This window comes from Jatrophihabitans fulvus (assembly GCF_054781375.1).
This window is the reverse complement of sequence record NZ_BAAGUN010000007.1, coordinates 201116-221179: the sequence shown is the minus strand read 5'-3', so window position 1 is coordinate 221179 and position 20064 is coordinate 201116. Positions and strand designations below refer to the sequence as shown.

Genomic DNA, 20064 nt, shown 5'->3' with positions numbered 1-20064 from the left:
GTGAGCACGACAGCACGAGCGTCGCGCGGGTGAGGGAAGGTCCATGGGTCGGCGCACTCAGCAGCACGGCCCGGTACGCACCGGGCCGCTCATCGTGCTGCTCGCCGTCGTCGGCCTCGCCGCCGCCACCGTGCAGATCACCACACCCGGCTGGGGTCCCGCGGTCGTCGCCTTCTCCGCCGCCGTCGCCCTCGCCGTCATCGTCGCCTACCGGCTCGGCGCGGCCGCGCCGCCGCCCGCGGCCGTGGAGCCGCCGTCCGCCGTCCCCCGGACGGCGGACACGGAGGACGTCACCGGACACCTGGCCACGACCCCGACGGGCGGGCACACCGACCTCATCGCGGCCGTGTCGCACGACCTGCGCAACCCCCTGGCGACCATCGGCGCGTACGTCGAGCTGCTGGAGGCCGGTGACGCCGGCGAGCTCAGCGGCGACCAGCGGCAGATGCTCGACGTCGTCGAGGAGAACGTCCGCCGGGCGTACGCCATCGCGGACGACCTCGTCGAATTGCGGGCGGCCGACACCGGACGGCACGAGCCGGTGCGCATCGCGGACGTCGTCGCGGCGACCGTCCGCGCCACCGCCCCCACCGCCCGCGAACGGGGGTTGCGGCTCGGGCTCGAGTCCGACCTCGGCGACGCGCAGGTGCTCGGCAACGCCGTCCAGCTCGAGCGGGTGCTCGGCAACCTGCTGTCGAACGCGGTGAAGTTCACGCCCGGGGGCGGCTCGATCACGGTGCGGGCGCACGCCGACGACGGGCGCATCACCATCGGCGTGAGCGACACCGGCGCCGGCATCGCGCCCGGCGAGCAGGGCCGCATCTTCGACCGGTACTACCGCGCCGACGCCGCCCGCGCCGGACGGGTGCCCGGCAGCGGGCTGGGTCTGGCCATCGTCCGCGAGCTGACCGCCGAGCACGGCGGCACCGTCGAGGTCCGCTCGAAGCCGGGCAAGGGCGCGACCTTCACCCTGACCCTGCCGCGGTTGGCCGTCGCCGCCGCCTGATCGCGAGCGCCCCGCCGCTTGGCCCCATCACCGCGTCGTCGATCGGCCCGGTTCGCGACGCTGCCATGGGGCCAGGCAGGCCGGTGGCGACGCCGCCATGGGGCCAGGCAGGGACTACAGCGCCCGCAGGCGGGGCAGGATCTCCTTGCCGTACAGCTCGAGGAACGTGGCCTGGTCCGGGCCGGGGGCGTGGAAGACCAGGTGGTTGAAGCCGAGGTCGAGGTAGGTCTTGATGCGCTCGACGTGCTCGTCGGGGTCGGTCGAGACGATGAACCGCTTGGCGGTCTGCTCGGTCGACAGCTCGTCGGCCAGCCGCTGCATCTCGACCGGGTCCTCGACGCCGGACTTCTGCTCCGCACTCAACCCCAGCGCGCCCCAGAACCGGGTCGCCTCCATCGCCTTGTCGCGGTCGTGGTCGAAGCTGACCTTGACCTCGATCATCATGTCGATCTCCGAGGTCGAGCGGCCGGCCTTCTCCGCGCCCTCGGCGATCGCCGGCATCAACGTGTCGGTGTAGAGCGCCGGGTCCTTGCCGCTGGTGGTGATCCAGCCGTCACCCTGCCGGCCGGCGAACCGGGTCGCGGCCGGGCCGGAGGAGGCCAGCCAGATCGGCACCTCCTGCTCGGGACGGTCGTAGATCGTCGCCTTGTCGGTCGTGTAGTAGTCGCCCTCGAAGCTGACCCGCTCGCCGCGCCACAGCTCGCGGATCAGCTTGACCGCCTCACGGAAGCGGGCGAACCGCTCCTTGCCGTCAGGCCACTCCACGCCCAGCGGCTGCTCGTTCATCGCCTCGCCGCTGCCCATGCCCAGCACGACACGTCCGGGGAACAGGCAGCCCAGCGTCGCGAACGACTGCGCCACGATCGCCGGGTGGTAGCGGAACGTCGGCGTCAGCACCGACGTGCCGATCGTGATCCGCTCCGTCCGCGCGCCCAGCGCACCCAGCCACGTCATCGCGAACGGGGCGTGACCACCGTCGTGGCGCCAGGGCTGCAGGTGATCGGACACGAACACCGAGTCGAACCCGTGCTGCTCGGCCAGCACGCCGTAGTCGAGCAGCTCCTGCGGCGCGAACTGCTCGTTGCTCGCCTTGTAACCGAACTTGATGTCGCTCATCGATTCCCCGTCACGATCAGTTCCGTCTTCTGGAATTCCTTGAGGGTGGAGTACCCGCACTTGCCCATGACCCGGCGGACGGCGCCGAACAGGTTCCGCTCACCGGACGGGTCGGAGGTGGGGCCGACCAGCAGCTCCTCGAGCGTCGGACGGTCCTGCTCGACGGCGAGCTCGACCACGCTCGAGCGAGGGATCTTCGGGTGGGCGGCGGTGGGATCCCAGTAGCGGCCCCGTCCCGGCGCGCCCTCGGCGGTGGCCAGCGGCTCGCCGAGCATGACCGCGTCCGCGCCGCAGGCCAGCGCCTTCGCGATCTCGCCGCCGGTGGCGGTGTCGCCGTAGGCGACGAGGTGCACGTACCGTCCGCCGGTCTCGTCGAGGTAGTCGCGCCGCGCCGCGGCGGCGTCGACCAGGGCGGTGGCCATGGGGACGTCGATGCCCAGCATCGAGTGCGTCGTCGACCCGAGGTGGGCGCCGTAGCCGATGATCACGCCGGCCGCGCCGGTGCGCATGAGGTGCAGCGCGGTCTGGTAGTTGCTCACCCCGCCCACGAGCACCGGGATGTCGAGGTCGGCGATGAAGGTCTTGAGGTTGAGCCCAGGGACGCTCTCGCTGACGACGTGCTCGGCCGAGATCACGGTGCCCTGGATGACCAGCAGGTCGACGCCCTCGGCGACGGCGTGGGGCGCCAGCTCGGCCGTGTGCTGCGGCGAGAGCCGGACGGCCACCCGGGCCCCCGACGACCGCAACTGCTTGATGCGGGCGCGCAGCAGGTCGGGCTGCACCGGGGCGGCGTACACGCGCTGCAGGTCGGTGGTGTCGCTGCCGAGCCGGTCCAGCTCCGCGGCGGCGTCCTCGTAGCGGGTCCACAGCCCTTCGCCGTCCAGCACGGCGAGCCCGCCGAGCCGGTCGATCTCGACGGCCGTGTCGGGCGAGACGGTGGCGTCGGACGGCGCGGCGACGAACGGCAGGTCGAAGCCGAGCGCGTCGATCTGCCACGTCGTCGAGACCACCCCCGACCCGCGGGTGCGGCGCGTGGGCACGAGGGCGATCTCGCTCAGGTGGTAGCCGCGGCGGGCGCTGCGGCCCAGGCCGATCTCGACTGTCTCGGGCATGGTGACGAGTCTGCCGCACCGCGCCACGGGACCGCGCGCACGCCCGCCCGCACCTGTCCGGAGACGCGCCGACGAGTCGGGACCTTGGACTCGGCGGCCGGGGTCGTATTCGTGCAGGGCCGCCCCGGGACGTCACCCACGCTTGACTCACGCGCACTTAACCTCGGTGCGACCTCGCCCGACCCGCCCGATCCCGCCCGACCTCGACCGAGCAGCCTGAGGGCCCACCCCCGATGATCGCTCTGCCCGACCGGACCGACCCCACCGACCACCCGCGCCACCCGGAGCATCCCGTGTCCCACCCCGCCACCGAGGCCGCGCGTCTGCGCCGGTTGCTCGAGGCGCAGTCCCTCATCACGGGCGACCTGGAATTGGGCGACCTGCTCGGTCGCGTCGTCGGGACGGCCTGCGAGCTGGTCGGCGCGCGGTACGGCGGCATCGGCGTGATCGGCGAGGACGGCCGGCTCGAGCGCTTCGTGCACCGGGGTCTGGAGGGCGCCGCGATCGCGCTGGCCGAGAACGGGACGCTGCCGCGGGCGGCGCTGCGGCGGGCGATGCACGAGGCCGAGGGGGCCGTCCGCATCGACGACCTGCACGGCGCCGACGCCGAGGGCGACGACCCGTTCGACCTCGGCTTCGACCTCGGCGACGCCGACGACCTGCCCGAGGGGTTCCCGCTCATCCGCAGCTTCCTGGGCGTGCCCATCCGGGTGCGGGGCGAGCTGTTCGGCGACCTGTACCTCAGCGACCCCCGCCCGTCCGCGTTCGGCGTCGACGACGAGGAGCTCGTGCAGTCGTTGGCGATCACCGCGGGCTCGGCGATCGCGAACTCGCGGTTGCTCGCCGACGCCCTGAGCAGCCGTCACTGGCTGCGCGCGTCCGGCGAGGTCGCACGGGCGCTGCTCGCCGCCCCCGCCGAGGAAGCCGACGTGAGCGCGCACCTGATGTCCGGCCCGACGTCCGGCGCGGTGTCCGGCGCGGTGTCCGGGAGCTCGGCGTGCGCGTCCGGCATCGACTCGCCGCTCGCGACGGCCGCGGTCGAGGCGACCACCGCCGCCGAGGCCGACCTGGGCCTGCTGCTGCGCCCCGAGGCGGACGGCACGCTGCGCGTCGTGGTCGCGCTCGGCGACGACGCGGACGCGTTCGCCGAGCGCACCTACGCGGCGGGCGACACCGGCCTGGCCCGCCTGCTCGGGCGGCCGACGGCGTTCGTGCGCCCCTCGGTCGCCGGCCTGCTGCCCGACGGACACCCGCTGGCCGACGCCTTCGGAGCGTTGATGGCGGCACCGCTCACCGACCACCGCGGGTTCGGCGCCACGCTGGTGCTCGTGCGCCGGGCCGAACGCAGGCCGTTCCGGCAGGCCGACCTCGACATGCTGCGCGGGTACGCCGATCAGGTCTCCATCGCCCTGGACCTCGACGAGGCCCGCACCGACACCGAGCGACTGCGGTTGCTGCAGGTGCGCCACGACCTCAGCCGCGAGTTGCACGACACCGTCGTGCAGCGGCTGTTCGCCACCGGCGCGAGCCTGCAGTCGCTCACGTCCGCCGGGCTGGCGGGGGCCGAGCAGGCACGGCTGCAGCGCTGCGTGGACGAGCTCGACGAGACGATCGAACAGATCCGCGAGCAGGTGCTGGCGCTGCGCGCGCCGTCCGACACCCCCGCCGGTCCGCGGGTGACGATGACGCCTCGGGACGACGGCGGCGCCCCCCGGGCGTGATGCGTCGCCCATGCGACAGCGGCCCCGCGTCGACAGCGTCGGCCCGCCTGGCTACCGTTCAGTCAGGAATCCGGTCAGAGATCCAGCTGGACGCTGCCGTGGCAGCCGCCCACCCCCGAGGGAGCACCCACATATGACGGCAGCGGAGAGCCCCGCGTCGGTCACCCGCATCTTCCTGCTCGACGACCACGAGATCGTGCGCCGCGGGCTCGCCGAACTGCTCAACGGCGTGGAGGACTTCGAGGTGGTCGGCGAGGCCGGCACCGTCGCCGAGGCGCTGCGCCGCATCCCCGCCGTCAGCCCCGACGTCGCCATCCTCGACGGCCGTCTGCCCGACGGCAGCGGCATCGAGGTCTGCCGCACCGTCCGGGAGGAGCAGCCGAACGTCCGCTGTCTGATCCTCACCTCCTACGACGACGACGAGGCGATCTTCGCGGCGGTGCTCGCGGGCGCCGCCGGCTACGTGCTCAAGCAGATCCGCGGCACCAACCTCATCGACGCCGTCCGCCAGGTCGCGGCCGGGCAGTCGCTGCTCGACCCGTCGGTCACCGACCGCGTGCTGCGCCGCATCCGCGAGGGCAAGCAGGAGGACGCCCGACTGGCGTCGCTCAACGCGCAGGAGCGCAAGATCCTCGCGCTCATCGCCGAGGGTCTCACCAACCGGCAGATCGGCGAGCGGCTGTTCCTTGCCGAGAAGACCGTCAAGAACAACGTGTCGAGCCTGCTGGCCAAGCTCGGCATGCAGCGCCGCACCCAGGCCGCCGTCTTCGGGGCGAACCTGAAGGAGTAGCCGCGTCAGGCGGAGTACTTGCGCAGCAGCGACTCCAGCGTGTCGATGTCGGAGCAGAACTGGGTGTACTCGCGGACGCTTGCGAGGTACTCCTTGCACATCTTCCGCACGGCCGTGGTCTCGTCCATCTGCTCCATCATCTTCGTGATGCGCTTCGAGGCCTTCGAGCCGGGCTCGTCACCGACGTCCTCGACCCAGTCGAGACTCATCCGGTACTTGGTGTTGGCGCTGCCGTTGAGGATGGCGGCCGTGGTCACCGGGAACTCCTTGCGCAGCACCTGATCCCACAGGATCGGCGTGGTGCGCAGCGTGCGCGCTGATCCGTCGGAACCCCAGAGCTCGTGCACCTTGGCGACGGTCGGGGTGTCCCACAGCTCGCGGAGTTCCTTGATCACGGTCTGCCGGTGGTTCTCGGTCGAACTGCCGAGCCGCTTCGTGACCACCTGGTCGTAGGCCCGGTTCGCCCTGATCGCCTTCGCGAACGCGGCGAGCACCTGCGCCTTCAGCTCCTTGGTGATCCGGCCGTTCGGCTCCAGCGCCTTGCCGAAGTCGATCAGCTCCTTCTGCAGCTTCCCGAGCTCGGTCAGCACGGCCTTGTCCTTCGCGAACGTCTTCTCGGCCGCCGTCGTGCGCTTGCCCACCTCGCCCGCCGCCGCCGCGTTCAGCTTCTTCGCGTGCGCCTCGAGGGTCTTGGTGTAGGCGTCGAACTTCTTCTCGAACGCCTTCGGGTCGGCGGTCTCCGAGCCCAGCTTGGCGGGGTCGACGCTGAAGCCGCTGCCGGCGTAGGCCTTCTCGAGCGCGGTGAGCGCCTCGCCGATCCCGGTCGGCTTGGCCTTTGCGAGCAGGCCCTTGTTCTTCTGCCACGACTTGTTGGTCAGCGTTGCCGGGTAGCCGGTCACGACGGTCGCTCCTCGATCCGGTGGGGGTGGTCACCGGAATCGTGGCGCGCCGCGTCGTCGCCGCACCACGGCGGAAGGGCCCGCGGTGCGGGGAAGAAATCGGGCTCAGGCGCTGTAATTGGGCGCTTCGACCGTCATCTGGATGTCGTGCGGGTGCGACTCCTTGAGGCTGGCCTGCGTGATGCGCATGAACCGCCCCTTCTGCGACAGCTCCTCGGTGGTGCGGGCGCCGACGTAGAACATCGACTGCCGCAGCCCGCCGACGAGCTGGTGGACGACCGCCGAGAGCGGGCCGCGGTAGGCGACGCGTCCCTCGATGCCCTCGGGCACGAGCTTGTCGTCGCTGGTGACCTCGGCCTGGAAGTAGCGGTCCTTGGAGTACGACTTCTTGCCGCGCGAGCTCATCGCGCCGAGCGAACCCATGCCGCGGTAGGCCTTGTACTGCTTGCCGTTGACGAAGATCAGCTCGCCCGGCGACTCGTCGCAGCCGGCGAGCAGCGAGCCCACCATCACGGTGTCGGCGCCCGCGACGATGGCCTTCGCGATGTCGCCGGAGTACTGCAGCCCGCCGTCGGCGATGACGGGCACGCCGGCGGGCTTGCACGCCAGCGAGGCCTCGTACACGGCGGTGACCTGCGGTGCGCCGACGCCGGTGACGACGCGGGTGGTGCAGATCGAGCCGGGTCCGACACCGACCTTGACGGCGTCGGCGCCCGCGTCGACGAACGCCTGCGCGCCGGCGCGGGTGGCGACGTTGCCGCCGATGACCTGCACGTGCTTCGTGGCGGGGTCGGACTTCAGCCGGGCCACCATGTCGAGCAGCAGCCGCACGTGGCCGTGCGCGGTGTCGGCGACGAGAACGTCCACTCCGGCGTCGACGAGCGTCGTGGCGCGCTCCCAGGCGTCGCCGAAGTACCCGATGGCCGCGCCGACGAGCAGGCGGCCGTGGGCGTCCTTGGCCGCGTTGGGGAACTGCTCGGACTTCACGAAGTCCTTGACGGTGATGAGGCCGGCGAGCCGGCCCTGCTCGTCGACCAGCGGCAGGCGCTCGCGCTTGTGCTGCCGCAGGATCGCGGTGGCGTCGTCGTGGGCGATGCCGACGGGCGCGGTGATGAGCGGCATCGACGTCATGACCTCGTCGACCTTGGTGGTCGCCCACTCGCCGACGGGCACGAAGCGCAGGTCGCGGTTGGTGATGATGCCGAGCAGCCGCTGGTCGCCGTCGACGACCGGGAGCCCCGAGATGCGGTACTCGCCGCAGACGGCGTCGAGCTGCTCGAGGGTGGCGTCCGGACCGATGGTGACGGGGTTGGGGATCAGGCCGGTCTGGGTGCGCTTCACGAGGTCGACCTGGCGGGCCTGGTCCTCGATCGAGAGGTTGCGGTGCAGCACGCCGAGACCGCCCTCGCGGGCCATCGCGATCGCCATGCGCGACTCGGTGACGGTGTCCATCGCCGCCGACAGCAGCGGGATCGAGATGCGGATGTCGCGGGTGAGCCGGGCGGACGGGTCGACCTCGGCGGGCACCACGTCGGTCTCGCCCGGCACCAGCAGCACGTCGTCGTAGGTGAGTCCGACCGCCGCGAACTTGGCGGGCAGGCCGTCGGCCTCGGTCTCGGGGATGGTCACGTCGCGCTCCGCGGGTCGAAGGGTGTCTCCCAGGGTAGACAGCGCCGCTCAGCCGGCGAGGCTGGGCAGCGTCCCCGTGAAGCGCGCCGCTGCCGCGAGCCGCTCGTCCGGCACCGTGCCGTAGTCGGTGAGGCGCTGACGGACCGTCCGTCCGGGCAGCGCCGCGACGATCTCGTGCAGCTGGGCGACGGTCTTGGCCGAGCCGTGCTGCGAGCCCGCCATCCGGCTGATCGTCTCCTCCATCAGCGTGCCGCCCAGGTCGTTGACCCCGCCGGTGAGCACCTCACGGCAGCCGTCGACGCCGAGCTTCACCCAGGAGCACTGGATGTTGTCGATGCGCCCGTGCAGCAGGATGCGCGCGACCGCGTGCACCGCGCGGTTGTCCCGGGCGGACGGGCCGGGCCGGGCGACGCCGGCGAGGTAGAGCGGCGCGTTGGTGTGGATGAACGGCAGCCCGACGAACTCGGTGAACCCGCCGGTCTCGTCCTGGATGCGCGCGAGCGTGCGCAGGTGCCCGAGCCAGTGGGACGGGTTGTCGACGTGGCCGTACATCATCGTCGAACTCGACCGCAGGCCCACCTGGTGCGCGGTCGTGATCACCTCGATCCACGCCGACGCCGGCAGCTTGCCCTTCGTCAGCAGCCAGCGCACGTCGTCGTCGAGGATCTCGGCGGCCGTGCCCGGGATGGAGTCGAGCCCGGCGGCGCGGGCCTCGGTGAGCCACTCGCGGATCGACAGCCCCGTCCGCGACGCGCCGTTGACGACCTCCATCGGGCTGAACGCGTGCACGTGCATGTCCGGGACGGCCGCCTTCACGGCGCGGACGATGTCGAAGTACGCCGTGCCCGGCAGGTCGGGGTGGATGCCGCCCTGCATGCACACCTCGGTGGCGCCGAGCTCCCACGCCTCGCGGGCGCGGGTCGCCACCTCGTCGACCGACAGCGTGTAGGCGTCGGCGTCCGTCCGCCGCTGCGCGAACGCACAGAAGCGGCAGCCGGTGTAGCAGACGTTGGTGAAGTTGATGTTCCGGTTCACGACGTAGGTGACGTCGCCGCCGACGGCGTCGGCGCGCAGCGCGTCGGCGAGCGCGGCGACGGCGTCGAGCTCGGGGCCGTCGGCGTGCAGCAGGGCGAGGGCGTGCTCGTCGGAGACGCCGGACGGGTCGGCCTCGGCGCTGCGCAGTGCGGCCGCCACATCGGCGTCCAGGCGCGTGGGGGCGGACGTCCGCTTCGCCTCGTCGGCGACGGCGGCCCAGTCGCCGTAGACGCTGTCGAAGTCGCCGCGGCGGTCGTCGGTACGGCCGTCGGTGTCGATCTGCGTGTGCAGCTCGGTGCGCCCGGTCGAGGTGCCCCACCCCTCCTCGGGCTCCTGCCACGGCCGTCCGACGATCTCGGCGTCCTCGCGGGCGAGCCCGTCCGGCTGCGCGAGCGCCGCCACGTGCGGCATCACGCGGGGGTCGAGCCAGGGCTCGCCCGCGGTGACGTAGTCGGGGTAGACGGTGAGCCGCTCGCGCAGGGTGAACCCGGCCTCGGCGCTGCGGCGGGCCAGCTCGTCGATCTGCGGCCACGGCCGCTCGGGGTTCACGTGGTCGGGCGTGAGCGGCGAGACGCCGCCCCAGTCGTCGATGCCGGAGTCCAGCAGCAGCCGGAACTCGTCGCCGATCAGGTTCGGCGGCGCCTGGATGCGCACCCGCGGGCCGAGCAGCAACCGGGCCGCCGCGACGGTGGCGGCGAGGTCGGCGAGCTCCGCGTCGGGCATCCGCGCCATCGCGGTGTCGGGCTTGGCGCGGAAGTTCTGGACGATGACCTCCTGCACGCCGCCGTACGCCCGCGCGACGCGGCGGATCGCGAACAGCGAGTCGACCCGCTCGGCCGGCGTCTCGCCGATGCCGATGAGGATGCCGGTGGTGAACGGCACGTTGGAGCGGCCGGCGTCCTCGAGCACGCGCAGCCGCACGTCGGGGTCCTTGTCGGGCGAGCCGAAGTGGGCACCGTGGCGCTCCTCGAACAGTCGCCGCGACGTCGTCTCCAGCATCATCCCCATCGACGGGGCCACCGGCTTGAGCCGCTGCAGCTCCTGCCAGCTCATGACGCCGGGGTTGAGGTGCGGCAGCAGGCCCGTGCGCTCGAGCACCAGGATCGCCATCGCGCGCACGTACGCGAGCGTCGAGTCGTAGCCGTGCGCGTCGAGCCATTCGCGGGCCGCGGGCCAGCGTTCCTCGGGCCGGTCGCCGAGGGTGAACAGCGCCTCCTTGCACCCGAGCGCGGCACCCTGCGTCGCGATCTCGAGCACCTCGTCCGGCGACAGGAACGCCGACGGCACGCGGTGCGGCGTGGTGGCGAACGTGCAGTAGTGGCAGCGGTCGCGGCACAGCCGCGTCAGCGGCACGAACACCTTGCGCGAGTAGGTGACCACCCCCGGACGTCCGGCGGCCTCGAGCCCCTGGTCGCGGACGCGGGAGGCGCTGGCGCAGAGGTCGGCGAGGGCGTCGCCGCGGGCGCCGAGCAGGATCTCGGCCTCGCCGGCGTCGAGGGCGACGCCGTCTCGGGCACGGCGCAGGGCACGGCGGAGGCCATGGGGCAGGTCGGAAGTCACGGTGCGTCCTCGGGAGAAGGCTGCGGGCGACTTCCGCCGGCGACGATGCGGGGTGCAGCGGCCCTCGTGCGGACGGACTCCCCGTCCGGGCCGGTGCGGGTCCGACGGTACTCAACCGCCGCCGCTGTGCCCAGCAGCGACCGCCGGTTGGCGCGGACGGGCCCGGGGGTTCTACCGTGGACGCCGTGAGGAGCCTGCCGACACCGGGATGCCGGTCGTGAGCGAGCGATGAACCCCGCCATGAACTCGGACGAGGGTCCCCTGGACCCGTTCCTCGGCGACCCGGACGACCCCGCCGGCCTGCTCGACGACGACGAGCCCCCGGCACCGCTCAGCGACGACGAGCGCGCCGATGTCGAGGCCGACCTCGCCGAACTGGCCGCCTTCCGCGCCGCGCTCGAGCCCGAGGGCGTCGAGGGCATCTTCGTCGACTGCGGCGACTGCGGCGAGCAGCACTACTTCGGGTGGGACCTCATGGCCGCCAACCTGCGCGCCCTGCTGGGCGAGGGCCGCACCCACGTGCACGAGCCGGCGTTCGCCCCGGACCCGGACGCCTACGTCAGCTGGGACTACGCCCGCGGGTGGACGGACGCCCTCGCGGCCGCCGCCGAGCGTCGCTGACCTCACGCACTAGTTCGCGTAGCAACTACACCTCGGTCGAACCCTGCCCGATTCGCACCATGTGCACCGGGCCAATCGGGCGTACCCGGACGTACCGACGAGTAGCCTCGCTACCCCGACTTCACATCGACCGCAACTCGATGTGTTAAAAGCGTGTGTTGGCGTCACCTTTGGGGTATCCGTTCTTTGAACCAGGCAACTGACCGGCCAGGAGGGTGGCCGGCGCCTGATCCCGGAGGACGATGACGATGGCCGAGATTCGACGACTTCCGCCGCTGCGTGAGGGCGACTGGGACTGGCAGCTGCGCGCCGCGTGCCGCGGCAGCGACACGGCCACCTTCTACCATCCCGAGAACGAGCGCGGCCCGTCGCGCGCCCGCCGCGAGATGCGCGCGAAGGCCGTCTGCTCCGGGTGCCCGGTCGTGCAGAACTGCCTGCGCTGGGCGCTCGCCGCCCGCGAGCCCTACGGCGTGTGGGGCGGCATGTCGGTCGACGAGCGCGAGCGGCTGCTGGCGCAGCAGACGGCCATGGGCCGCCGACCCGAGCAGCCCGCCGCCGCCAAGCAGCCTGCTTAACCGCCTGAGGGTGACCTCGCGCTGGAACCCGTAGGCAACAGCGTCGAGGTCACCCTCAATGGTCACCGCAACGACAACAGAAAAGTCGCGGAGAGGCCGGACTAGAACCCCGGACCGTGCGAGTGGCCGTGTCCGTGGCCGTGCGAGTGGCCGTGGCCGCCGTGGTCGTGCTCCGGCTCCTCGGGCTTGTCGACGATCGCCGACTGCGTCGAGAGCACCAGCGAGGCGACCGACGCCGCGTTCGCGAGCGCGGCCTTGGTGACCTTGACCGGGTCGACGACGCCGGCCTTGAGCAGGTTGCCGTACTCGCCGGTCGCGGCGTTCAGGCCGTGGTTCTTCTTGAGCTCGCGCACCTTGGAGACGACGACGTAGCCCTCCTCGCCGGCGTTGGACGCGATCCAGCGCAGCGGCTCGACGAGCGCGGAGCGGACGATGCCCACACCGGTCGCCTCGTCGCCGGACAGCTTCAGGTCCTTGTCGAGCGCGTCGGCCGCGTGCACGAGGGCGGCGCCGCCGCCGGCGACGATGCCCTCCTCGATGGCCGCGCGGGTCGCCGAGATGGCGTCCTCGATGCGGTGCTTGCGCTCCTTGAGCTCGACCTCGGTGGCCGCGCCGACCTTGATGACGCCGACGCCGCCGGCCAGCTTGGCCAGCCGCTCCTGCAGCTTCTCGCGGTCCCAGTCGGAGTCGGTCTGCTCGATCTCCTGGCGGATCTGCGCGACCCGCGCGTCGATCTCGCTCTGCGCCGCCGAACCGTGGGTCACCGTGGTGGTGTCCTTGGTGACGACGATGCGGCCGGCCCGGCCGAGCGAGTCCATGGTGATCTGGTCGAGCTTGAGGCCGACCTCGGGCGCCACGACATCGGCGCCGGTGACGATGGCGAGGTCCTGCAGGAACGCCTTGCGGCGGTCGCCGAAGAACGGCGCCTTCACCGCGACGGCGGTGAACGTCTTGCGGATCGAGTTGACGACCAGCGTCGACAACGCCTCGCCGTCGACGTCCTCGGCGATGAGCACCAGCGGCTTGCCCGCTTCGGCCACCTTCTCGAGGATGGGCAGCAGGTCGGAGACCGACGAGATCTTCTGCGTCGTGATGAGCAGGTACGGGTCGTCGAACGCCGCCTCGCCCGCCTCGGGGTCGGTGACGAAGTAGGGGCTGATGTAGCCCTTGTCGAACTGCATGCCCTCGGTGAACTCGAGTTCCGTGTTCATCGTCTGGGCCTCTTCGACGGTGATGACACCGTCCTTGCCGACCTTGGTGAACGCCTCGGCGATGAGCTGGCCGATCGTGGCGTCCTGCGCGGAGATCGTCGCGACGTTCGCGATCTCCTTCTCGTCGTCGACGTCCTGGGCGGCGTCGTCGAGGGCCTTCGACACGGCCTCGACGGCGGCGTCCATGCCGCGCTTGAGGGCGGTGGGGTTGGCGCCGGCGGCCACGTTCTTGAGGCCGGCGTTGACGAGCGCCTGCGCGAGCACGGTGGCGGTGGTGGTGCCGTCACCGGCCACGTCGTTGGTCTTGGTCGCGACGGACTTCGCCAGCTGCGCGCCGAGGTTCTCGTAGGGGTCGTCGAGCTCGACGTCGCGCGCGATGGTGACGCCGTCGTTGGTGATGGTCGGCGCGCCGTAGGACTTGGCGAGCACGACGTTGCGGCCCTTGGGGCCGAGCGTCACCTTGACCGCGTTCGCGAGCTTGTCGACGCCGCGCTCGAGCGCACGACGAGCGTCCTCGTCGAAGCTGAGGGTCTTGGGCATCTGATTCCTTCCCGGGACTGACTGGGGGCACAACCGCAGCGCCCCGGCGCACGCGGTGCGCGGGCCGGGGCGGAGACGGGTGCTGGGGTGTTACTTCTCGATGATCGCGAGGACGTCGCGGGCGGACAGGACCAGGTAGTCCTCGCCGGCGTACTTGACCTCGGTGCCGCCGTACTTGCTGTACAGGACGGTGTCGCCGACGGCGACGTCGAGCGGGACGCGGTTGCCCTTGTCGTCGATGCGGCCCGGGCCGACGGCCAGGACGGTGCCCTCCTGGGGCTTCTCCTTGGCGGTGTCCGGGATGACGATGCCCGAGGCGGTGGTGGTCTCGGCCTCGTTGGTCTGGACGACGATGCGGTCCTCGAGCGGCTTGATGCTGACCTTGGTGGCGGTCACGGTGTGGCTCCCCTTTACGAAGGACTACGAGTTCAGGTTCGTGGTGGCGGGGGTTGCCGTCGCGGGGGTCAACCCTCTCCGACTTGGCACTCTAACGCGGCGAGTGCCAACGTGTCGACGCCGGGTGGGGGGTCCTGCAGGTCAGGGCGTGCCGTCGCTGCCCGTCCGGCCCGCGACCGTGGGGTGCACCTGCAGCGAGCAGACGCCCACGCCGCTGCGCGCGAACCGCACCGCGTCGTAGGTGTTGGCGGCGGTCACGGCGATCGCCGCGCCGAGGTCGCAGCCGCGGCCGCTCGGGTGCTGCGCGTCGACGTTCGCCCACTCGACCACGGCGGACGCGACGCCACCGGGCAGCAGCACGACGCGCCGCGCTCCCGCCCGGCTGCCACCCATGAACCCGTACGGCGTCCGCGCCGCGTGGGCGAGCACCCGACCGTCGGACGCGAGGACGTCCACGCCCGGGTAGCCCTGCGGCGAGCACCCCCGCGCCGAGACGTTGCGGAAGCGCAGCACGTAGGCGTCGTGGCCCCCCGCGCCGTTGCCGGCGCCGGCCGAGATGCGCAGCTGCCCGTCGCGGCACGCCGCCCCGGCGGTGGGAGCTGACGTGGCCGGCGGCGTCGTCGACGGTCGCTGCGTGGAGGGGGACGACGAGGCGTGGCCGGCAGGTGCCGACGAGGTGGCGGCCGTCGTCGAGGGCATCGGCGTCGACGACGTGGCGGGCGGGCTCGGTGTCGACGGCGTCCCCGGCGCGGTCGTCCCGCCGTCCGGGGGTGTCCCCGAGGACGAACACGCCGTCAGCGAGACGGCCGCCGCCGCGGCGAGCACGAGAACGGCGGCGCGGCGGGTCATCGGAACGTGGCCGTCCGGGTCCAGGTCCGTCCGGCGTCGGACGTCGACCAGATGGCACGCCCGTCGGCCGAGATGGCGTGGGCGTCGGTGGTCGAGGCGAAGCCGAGGTACTCGAGCACGCCCGGGTCGCTGCCCGCGTTCGCGCCGAGGCGGGCGAAGCTGGTGCCGCCGTCCGTCGAGCGGTAGGTGTCGTCGGTGCTGACGAGCACCGTGTCGGCGTCCGCCAGCCCGATGGCGCCGGCGGTGGCAGCACCGAACCGGTAGGCGCCCCGGACGAAGGACTTCGCGCCCTGTGGCGAGACGGTGACGAACGCCCGCCCGTCCTTCCCCCGGCAGAACATCGCGACCGAACCGTCCGCCCCCGTGGTCAGCTGCTGGCCGATGTAGCTGCCGCCGCACACCTCGCCGCGCTCCGTCCAGGTCGCGCCGTCGTCGTCGGACGACCACAGCGCGGACGGCGACTGCGACCCGCGGGTGACGAGCAGGTAGGCCGACGATCCGGTACGCGAGAGCTGGACCTGGTCGCCGCTCGAGTCCCCGGGCAGGCGGACGGTCGTCCAGTCGGACGAGCCGATGTCGGCGGTCTGCACGGTGTGGTCGCAGGCGCCGACGCAGTTCGCGTCGTCGCTGCGCACCCGGATGACGTTGCCGTCGAGGGTCTCGAGGGCGTCGGCGCCGCCGCGCTGCCGCTGCCACGTGCGGCCGCCGTCGGTGGTCGTCAGCAGCGCGTCGGGACCGTAGACGTAGCCGACGCGGTCGGTGGCGAAGCGGATCTGCGAGACGAGCGGGGCGGTGCCCTCGACCCCCGGCACGCGGAACGGGCTCCAGCGCCAGGTGCTCCAACTGCGGCCGTCGTCGCCGGTGCGCAGCAGGGCGGTGCAGGTGCCGGGGCCGGACACGCAGTCGGCGGACGCGAGCCCCCAGCCGCGGCCGCCGCCGGTGAAGGTGATGCCGAGGACGTCGACCCCGGTCAGGTCGGCCGCGCTGATGGACTGCGACGACGACACCGCCGGGTCCTTGCTCACGGTCCGCGTCGGACGAGCCGTGGCCGACGACGACACCGGTGCCGCCGTGGAGCGGTCGGGCGTGGGCGCGACGGACGTGGGGACGGCCGTCCGCGCCGCCTGCTGGTCGGTGCGCCGGTCGTGGTCGGCGGGCTCGTAGGTGGCGATCGCGACCCCGGCACCCGCGATCAGGGCGACGGACGCGGCCACCGCGACGACACGTCCCCACGGGCGGCGGGTGGCGACGGGCTCGGCGGGGACGCGCGCGTAGCCGGCGCGCTGCGCCTCGGCGCGGGCGATGATCAGCTCCGCGAGGTGGTCGCCCGGGGGCGCCTGCCGCGACTGCTCGGCGAGCCGGTGACGCAGCGCCTCGGCGGTGCGACCGCCGTCGCGGCGCTCGCCACCCCGCCGGGAGAACCTGCTCATGACAACCCCTCGTTCGATGCGTGCGCGTCCACCCGGTCGCGCAGGGCGGCCAGCCCGCGGCTGACCAGGCTGCGGACGGTGCCGGGCCGGCAGTGCAGCGCGTCGGCGATGTCCGCGTCGTCGAGACCCTCGTAGAACCGCAGCACGAGCGCGGCCCGCTGCCGCTCGGGCAGCCCGGCGAGCACGTCGCGCAGCTGGTCGCGGTCGGTGACCCGGCCGAACTCGTCGTGGTCGTCGACGCGCTCGGGCACGTCGGCGTAGGCGTACTCGCGGCGCGAGGCGCGCCGCCGGTCGTTGACGTAGTTGTTCGACAGCGACCGGCGGACGTAGGCCAACGGCACGTCCGCCTTCGTCACCTTGTCCCAGCGGGGGTAGAGCCGGACGAGCGTGTCCTGGACGAGTTCCTCGGCCGCGAGCCCGTTGCCGGTGAGCAGGTAGGCCGTGCGCAACAGCGCCGACGTGTGCTCACGCACGAAGTCGGCGTAACCCCACGTCTGCGCCGGCACGCCCGTGACCCGCTCCCTCATCACCACCGTCACGGGAAGTAGACAGGGCGACGTCCCGATTCGTTGCAGGGCGGTGGGGACTTGCTCAGCTCAGCTCGCGGTAGTGGGCGCGGTCGGGTCCGAGCCGCCACACGCGCCGGCCCTCCCCCGGCGCCGGGACGCCCTCGGCCTGCAGGTCGCGCCACTGCGGTCGGTGCCACGTCGTCAGCGGGATGTCGTCGACCACCATCACGTAGACCGGCCGCTGCAACGCCGGCAGCTTGCCCATCACCCGGTCGAGGTCGGCGGCCGTGAACGCCGTGCCGCGCAGGGTCGCGGCGGCCACCAGCACGTCCGCGTCGCCGTCGGTGACGCCGTACGCGACGACCAGGTCGACGGACGGCAGCGAGCCGAGCGCGAACCGGGCACCGGAGGGGATCACCGGACCGTCCGCCGAGCGGACGACCTCGGCCACCGGCCCGGCGAGCCAGAGCAGGCCGTGCTCGTCGCGCAGGAACAGGTCACCGGTCGAACGCCACGCGTCGCCGACCTCGAACACACCGCGCATCGGGGTCGTGGTGGCGCTGTCGCCCGGCTCGACGCGGGCGAGCAGCAGGCCCACCTCGTCGACGGCGCACTCGCGCGCCAGGCCCCGGTCGTCGAGGCGCAGCCGTCCGGTCGTCAGGTCGCACGCCGCGACCCGCACCTCGGACGTGCCCGGCAGCGACCGTCCCATGGCGCCGGGCGAGCGTCCGGTGACGTTCGCGAGGATCACGTCGCCCCCCGCGGACGCGTAGAACTCCAGCACCGTCGCCGTCGGGAACCGGTCGAGGGTGCGCCGCCAGAGGTTGCGCGGCATGCCCGAACCCATGAACATCCGCACCGGGTGGTGCCGCTCGGCCGGGTCGGGCGGGCCGTCGACGACGTCGCGCAGCGAGCTCCACGTGTAGGCGACGTGCGTCGCGCCGTAGCGGCGGACCTCCTGCCAGAACGTGGTGACGTCGTCGGCGCTCGACATCGCGAAGCGGGCGCCGCCGGCCACCGCTCCGCCGATGCTCATGAGCAGCGCCGACGAGTGGTAGAGCGGCGTGGTCGAGTAGATCGTGTCGCCCCGCCGCAGCGCGGCCGCCGACGCGGTGCCGAGCGCCGACAGCGCCCAGCGGCCGTTGGTGAGTTCGAGGGTGCGCGTGCCCTCCCCCTCGCCGCTGAACAGCACGAAGCCGATGTCGTGGGCGCGATGGGGGTCGGGGTCGTACCAGCCGGGCAGCTCGACCTCGTCCGGGTCGATCCGTTCCATGTCGACGGCTCCGGGGAACGCGTCGTCGGATCCGTCGCGCGGGCCGCCGCCGAGCACCGCCCACTGCACGCCCTCGACCTTCTGGCGCAGCGACGCGTGCTCCGGGTCGCTGATCACCCAGGTCGGCGCGCCGAGCGCGACCTCGCGGGCGACGTCGGCGTCGGGGCGCAGCAGCACGCCGGTCGCGCCGAGGCGGCTGAGCGCGGCCACCAGCACGAAGGCGGACGGACGGGTGCCCATGAGCACGCCCACCCGCTCCCCCTGGCGCACGCCGATGCTCACGAGGCCCTTGACCACGTTGTCGACACGCTGCTTCACGTCCCACTGCCGGTGCGCGCGGTCGCCGAACAGGAACGCGATCTCGTTCGGGTTGCGGGCGGCCTGCTCGTCGAGCAGCAGCGCCAGCGAGATGCGGGTGGACGGGTCGATCTGCTGCAGTCGCGCGAGCTTGGGCAGCTGCGCGGGCGCGTCGCGCGCCACGCTGCGCACCACCCGGGACGCCCGCAGCGCGTTGGTGACCACGACCCGTCCGACGCCGATGCCGAACTCGGTGGCGTGGGCGAGCGCGGTCGCGGCGGTGCTGGGCTTCAGCGTGCGTCCGGGGTCGACCGACTCGGCCGGGACGATGTCGGGCGGCAGATCGGACAGGCCGTCGCGCCACGACAGCCAGGCGCCGACGGCGGGCCACGTGATCGAGGTGGCGTTGCTGCCGACGACGAGCCCGAAGTGGCCGGCGTTGAGGGTGATCTCGTAGATCTCGGCGCGCGGTGCGGCGCGGCGGATCGCGCGCGCCGAGTCGGGGTGGCCGAACGTGTCCTGGGTGCCGACGACCGTCAGCACGGGCACGTCGATGTCGGCCAGCGTGACGAGCTCGTCGTCGATGACGAACCCGCCCTCGAGCATGCGGTTGTGCACGACGAACTGCTCCAGCAGCTCGGCGACCGCGGGCCCCGAATACGCCGTCCAGCCCTGCCGGTCGAGGAACTGCCGCTGCCGCTCCCGCGGCACCAGCGCGTCGCGGTCGTGCAGCTGCATCAGGAACTGGATGCGGCCCTGGATCGACTTGGCCGGGCTCAGCGACTTGAAGCCGAGGCGGACGAGCCACTCGGGGATCGCCACCGTCTTCAGCAACCCGGAGGCGACGATCTCGTTGGCGAGGCGGTTCACGACCTCGGGCGCCAGCGGCAGCGGCAGCGGCGCGGTGGTGTCGACCGGTGAGCCGAACGCGACGATCGAGTCGAGATCCTTGCCGCGGCGGTAGGCGGCCGCCTGGTAGGCGAACATGCCGCCCTGCGAGTAGCCGGCCAGCACCACCTTGCGCCCGGTGGCCTCGGCGACCCGGTCGACGGCGTCACTGACCGCCAGCACGTGGTCGGTCAGCGTGCGCTCGAGGCCGCCGGGCTCGTGGTCGGGGCGTCCGAAGTCGATGACCCACGGGTCGACACCCTCGGCATGCAGCGCGGCCACGGCGGACGTGTCGGGGCTGACGTCCCACACCTCGGTGGTCATCATCAGCGGCGGGATCAGCAGGATCGGCGCCCGGTTGGTCGGGGCCGTGTCGGCGAAGTAGTGGCGCAGCCGGTAGATCGGCTGTTCGGCGGCGACCTCGTAGGGGCTGTGGCTGTCGTCGGTCTCGAGGCCGCCGAAGCGCACGACCTCGGCGACGTTGCGGGCCGTCTGCCCGACCCGGCGGGCGGTCTGGGTCAGCGCGCCGACCACCGGCAGGCCCGTGGCTCGCCGACGCTCGATGTCCGTCTTCTCCCCGTCGCTCACCACACGAGAAACGATGCTG

The 20064-nt window shown here is 72.7% G+C and carries 16 protein-coding genes; 5 read left to right on the top strand and 11 right to left on the bottom strand.

Annotated elements, in window-relative coordinates; translation table 11 throughout:
• Window positions 1-43 precede the first annotated feature (43 nt).
• Window positions 44-1006 carry a sensor histidine kinase gene (locus ACYVP9_RS20615; RefSeq protein ID WP_460606828.1) on the top strand — a complete coding sequence of 321 codons (963 nt, stop codon included), beginning with the start codon at window positions 44-46 and terminating at the stop codon, window positions 1004-1006.
• Between the two features lie 114 nt (window positions 1007-1120).
• On the opposite strand, the gene fgd is transcribed toward ACYVP9_RS20615, so the two are convergent.
• On the bottom strand, window positions 1121-2122 hold the full coding sequence (gene fgd / locus ACYVP9_RS20610) for an LLM class oxidoreductase (protein ID WP_460606827.1): 1002 nt from the start codon (window positions 2120-2122) through the stop codon (window positions 1121-1123).
• A complete protein-coding gene (locus ACYVP9_RS20605; RefSeq protein WP_460606826.1) occupies window positions 2119-3234 on the bottom strand; it encodes a GuaB3 family IMP dehydrogenase-related protein in 1116 nt (371 codons plus the stop codon). The genes fgd and ACYVP9_RS20605 overlap by 4 nt, the downstream gene beginning before the upstream one ends.
• A 233-nt stretch (window positions 3235-3467) precedes the next feature.
• Between ACYVP9_RS20605 and ACYVP9_RS20600 the strand changes: the two genes are divergently transcribed.
• Complete coding sequence (locus ACYVP9_RS20600) at window positions 3468-4955, top strand: GAF domain-containing protein (RefSeq protein WP_460606825.1); 1488 nt, start codon at window positions 3468-3470, stop codon at window positions 4953-4955.
• Window positions 4956-5088: 133 nt separating this feature from the next.
• On the top strand, window positions 5089-5745 hold the full coding sequence (locus ACYVP9_RS20595) for a transcriptional regulator (protein ID WP_460606824.1): 657 nt from the start codon (window positions 5089-5091) through the stop codon (window positions 5743-5745).
• A 5-nt stretch (window positions 5746-5750) separates the two neighbouring features.
• Here ACYVP9_RS20595 and ACYVP9_RS20590 read toward each other — a convergent pair whose 3' ends face one another.
• The 3 genes from ACYVP9_RS20590 to ACYVP9_RS20580 all read right to left on the bottom strand — a co-directional run bounded on the left by ACYVP9_RS20590 (window position 5751) and on the right by ACYVP9_RS20580 (window position 10868).
• Window positions 5751-6644, bottom strand: a complete 894-nt coding sequence (locus ACYVP9_RS20590) for a hypothetical protein (RefSeq protein ID WP_460606823.1) — start codon at window positions 6642-6644, stop codon at window positions 5751-5753.
• Window positions 6645-6749: 105 nt separating this feature from the next.
• Window positions 6750-8273, bottom strand: a complete 1524-nt coding sequence (gene guaB, locus ACYVP9_RS20585) for an IMP dehydrogenase (RefSeq protein WP_460606822.1) — start codon at window positions 8271-8273, stop codon at window positions 6750-6752.
• A 48-nt stretch (window positions 8274-8321) separates the two neighbouring features.
• A complete protein-coding gene (locus ACYVP9_RS20580; RefSeq protein WP_460606821.1) occupies window positions 8322-10868 on the bottom strand; it encodes a radical SAM protein in 2547 nt (848 codons plus the stop codon).
• Window positions 10869-11108: 240 nt separating this feature from the next.
• Here ACYVP9_RS20580 and ACYVP9_RS20575 point away from each other — a divergent pair, with 240 nt between their 5' ends.
• Window positions 11109-11489 (top strand): DUF5319 domain-containing protein, encoded by a 381-nt coding sequence (locus ACYVP9_RS20575; RefSeq protein WP_460606820.1) that lies wholly within the window; start codon window positions 11109-11111, stop codon window positions 11487-11489.
• Window positions 11490-11737: 248 nt separating this feature from the next.
• Complete coding sequence (locus tag ACYVP9_RS20570; protein WP_460606819.1) at window positions 11738-12064, top strand: WhiB family transcriptional regulator; 327 nt, start codon at window positions 11738-11740, stop codon at window positions 12062-12064.
• A 101-nt stretch (window positions 12065-12165) separates the two neighbouring features.
• On the opposite strand, the gene groL is transcribed toward ACYVP9_RS20570, so the two are convergent.
• The 6 genes from groL to ACYVP9_RS20540 form a co-directional block, all read right to left on the bottom strand.
• Window positions 12166-13815: a molecular chaperone GroEL gene (gene groL / locus ACYVP9_RS20565; protein ID WP_460606818.1), complete on the bottom strand. Its 1650-nt coding sequence runs from the start codon at window positions 13813-13815 to the stop codon at window positions 12166-12168.
• Window positions 13816-13905: 90 nt separating this feature from the next.
• Window positions 13906-14211 (bottom strand): co-chaperone GroES, encoded by a 306-nt coding sequence (gene groES, locus ACYVP9_RS20560; protein WP_460606817.1) that lies wholly within the window; start codon window positions 14209-14211, stop codon window positions 13906-13908.
• Window positions 14212-14352: 141 nt separating this feature from the next.
• Window positions 14353-15060 (bottom strand): DUF4232 domain-containing protein, encoded by a 708-nt coding sequence (locus ACYVP9_RS20555; protein WP_460606816.1) that lies wholly within the window; start codon window positions 15058-15060, stop codon window positions 14353-14355.
• Window positions 15057-16490, bottom strand: a complete 1434-nt coding sequence (locus tag ACYVP9_RS20550) for a beta propeller repeat protein (protein WP_460606815.1) — start codon at window positions 16488-16490, stop codon at window positions 15057-15059. The genes ACYVP9_RS20555 and ACYVP9_RS20550 overlap by 4 nt, the downstream gene beginning before the upstream one ends.
• On the bottom strand, window positions 16487-17017 hold the full coding sequence (locus ACYVP9_RS20545) for a SigE family RNA polymerase sigma factor (protein ID WP_460606814.1): 531 nt from the start codon (window positions 17015-17017) through the stop codon (window positions 16487-16489). Before ACYVP9_RS20545 ends, ACYVP9_RS20550 begins: the two co-directional genes overlap by 4 nt.
• A 64-nt stretch (window positions 17018-17081) precedes the next feature.
• Complete coding sequence (locus ACYVP9_RS20540; RefSeq protein WP_460606813.1) at window positions 17082-20045, bottom strand: AMP-binding protein; 2964 nt, start codon at window positions 20043-20045, stop codon at window positions 17082-17084.
• Window positions 20046-20064 lie beyond the last annotated feature (19 nt).

Coding starts and splice junctions, on each gene's coding strand:
- ACYVP9_RS20595 (WP_460606824.1), top strand. CDS start 5,089: ATGACGGCAGCGGAGAGCCCCGCGTCGGTCACCCGCATCTTCCTGCTC.
- ACYVP9_RS20570 (WP_460606819.1), top strand. CDS start 11,738: ATGGCCGAGATTCGACGACTTCCGCCGCTGCGTGAGGGCGACTGGGAC.
- groL (WP_460606818.1), bottom strand. CDS start 13,815: ATGCCCAAGACCCTCAGCTTCGACGAGGACGCTCGTCGTGCGCTCGAG.
- ACYVP9_RS20555 (WP_460606816.1), bottom strand. CDS start 15,060: ATGACCCGCCGCGCCGCCGTTCTCGTGCTCGCCGCGGCGGCGGCCGTC.
- ACYVP9_RS20605 (WP_460606826.1), bottom strand. CDS start 3,234: ATGCCCGAGACAGTCGAGATCGGCCTGGGCCGCAGCGCCCGCCGCGGC.
- ACYVP9_RS20615 (WP_460606828.1), top strand. CDS start 44: ATGGGTCGGCGCACTCAGCAGCACGGCCCGGTACGCACCGGGCCGCTC.
- fgd (WP_460606827.1), bottom strand. CDS start 2,122: ATGAGCGACATCAAGTTCGGTTACAAGGCGAGCAACGAGCAGTTCGCG.
- ACYVP9_RS20575 (WP_460606820.1), top strand. CDS start 11,109: ATGAACTCGGACGAGGGTCCCCTGGACCCGTTCCTCGGCGACCCGGAC.
- ACYVP9_RS20550 (WP_460606815.1), bottom strand. CDS start 16,490: ATGAGCAGGTTCTCCCGGCGGGGTGGCGAGCGCCGCGACGGCGGTCGC.
- ACYVP9_RS20600 (WP_460606825.1), top strand. CDS start 3,468: ATGATCGCTCTGCCCGACCGGACCGACCCCACCGACCACCCGCGCCAC.
- ACYVP9_RS20545 (WP_460606814.1), bottom strand. CDS start 17,017: ATGAGGGAGCGGGTCACGGGCGTGCCGGCGCAGACGTGGGGTTACGCC.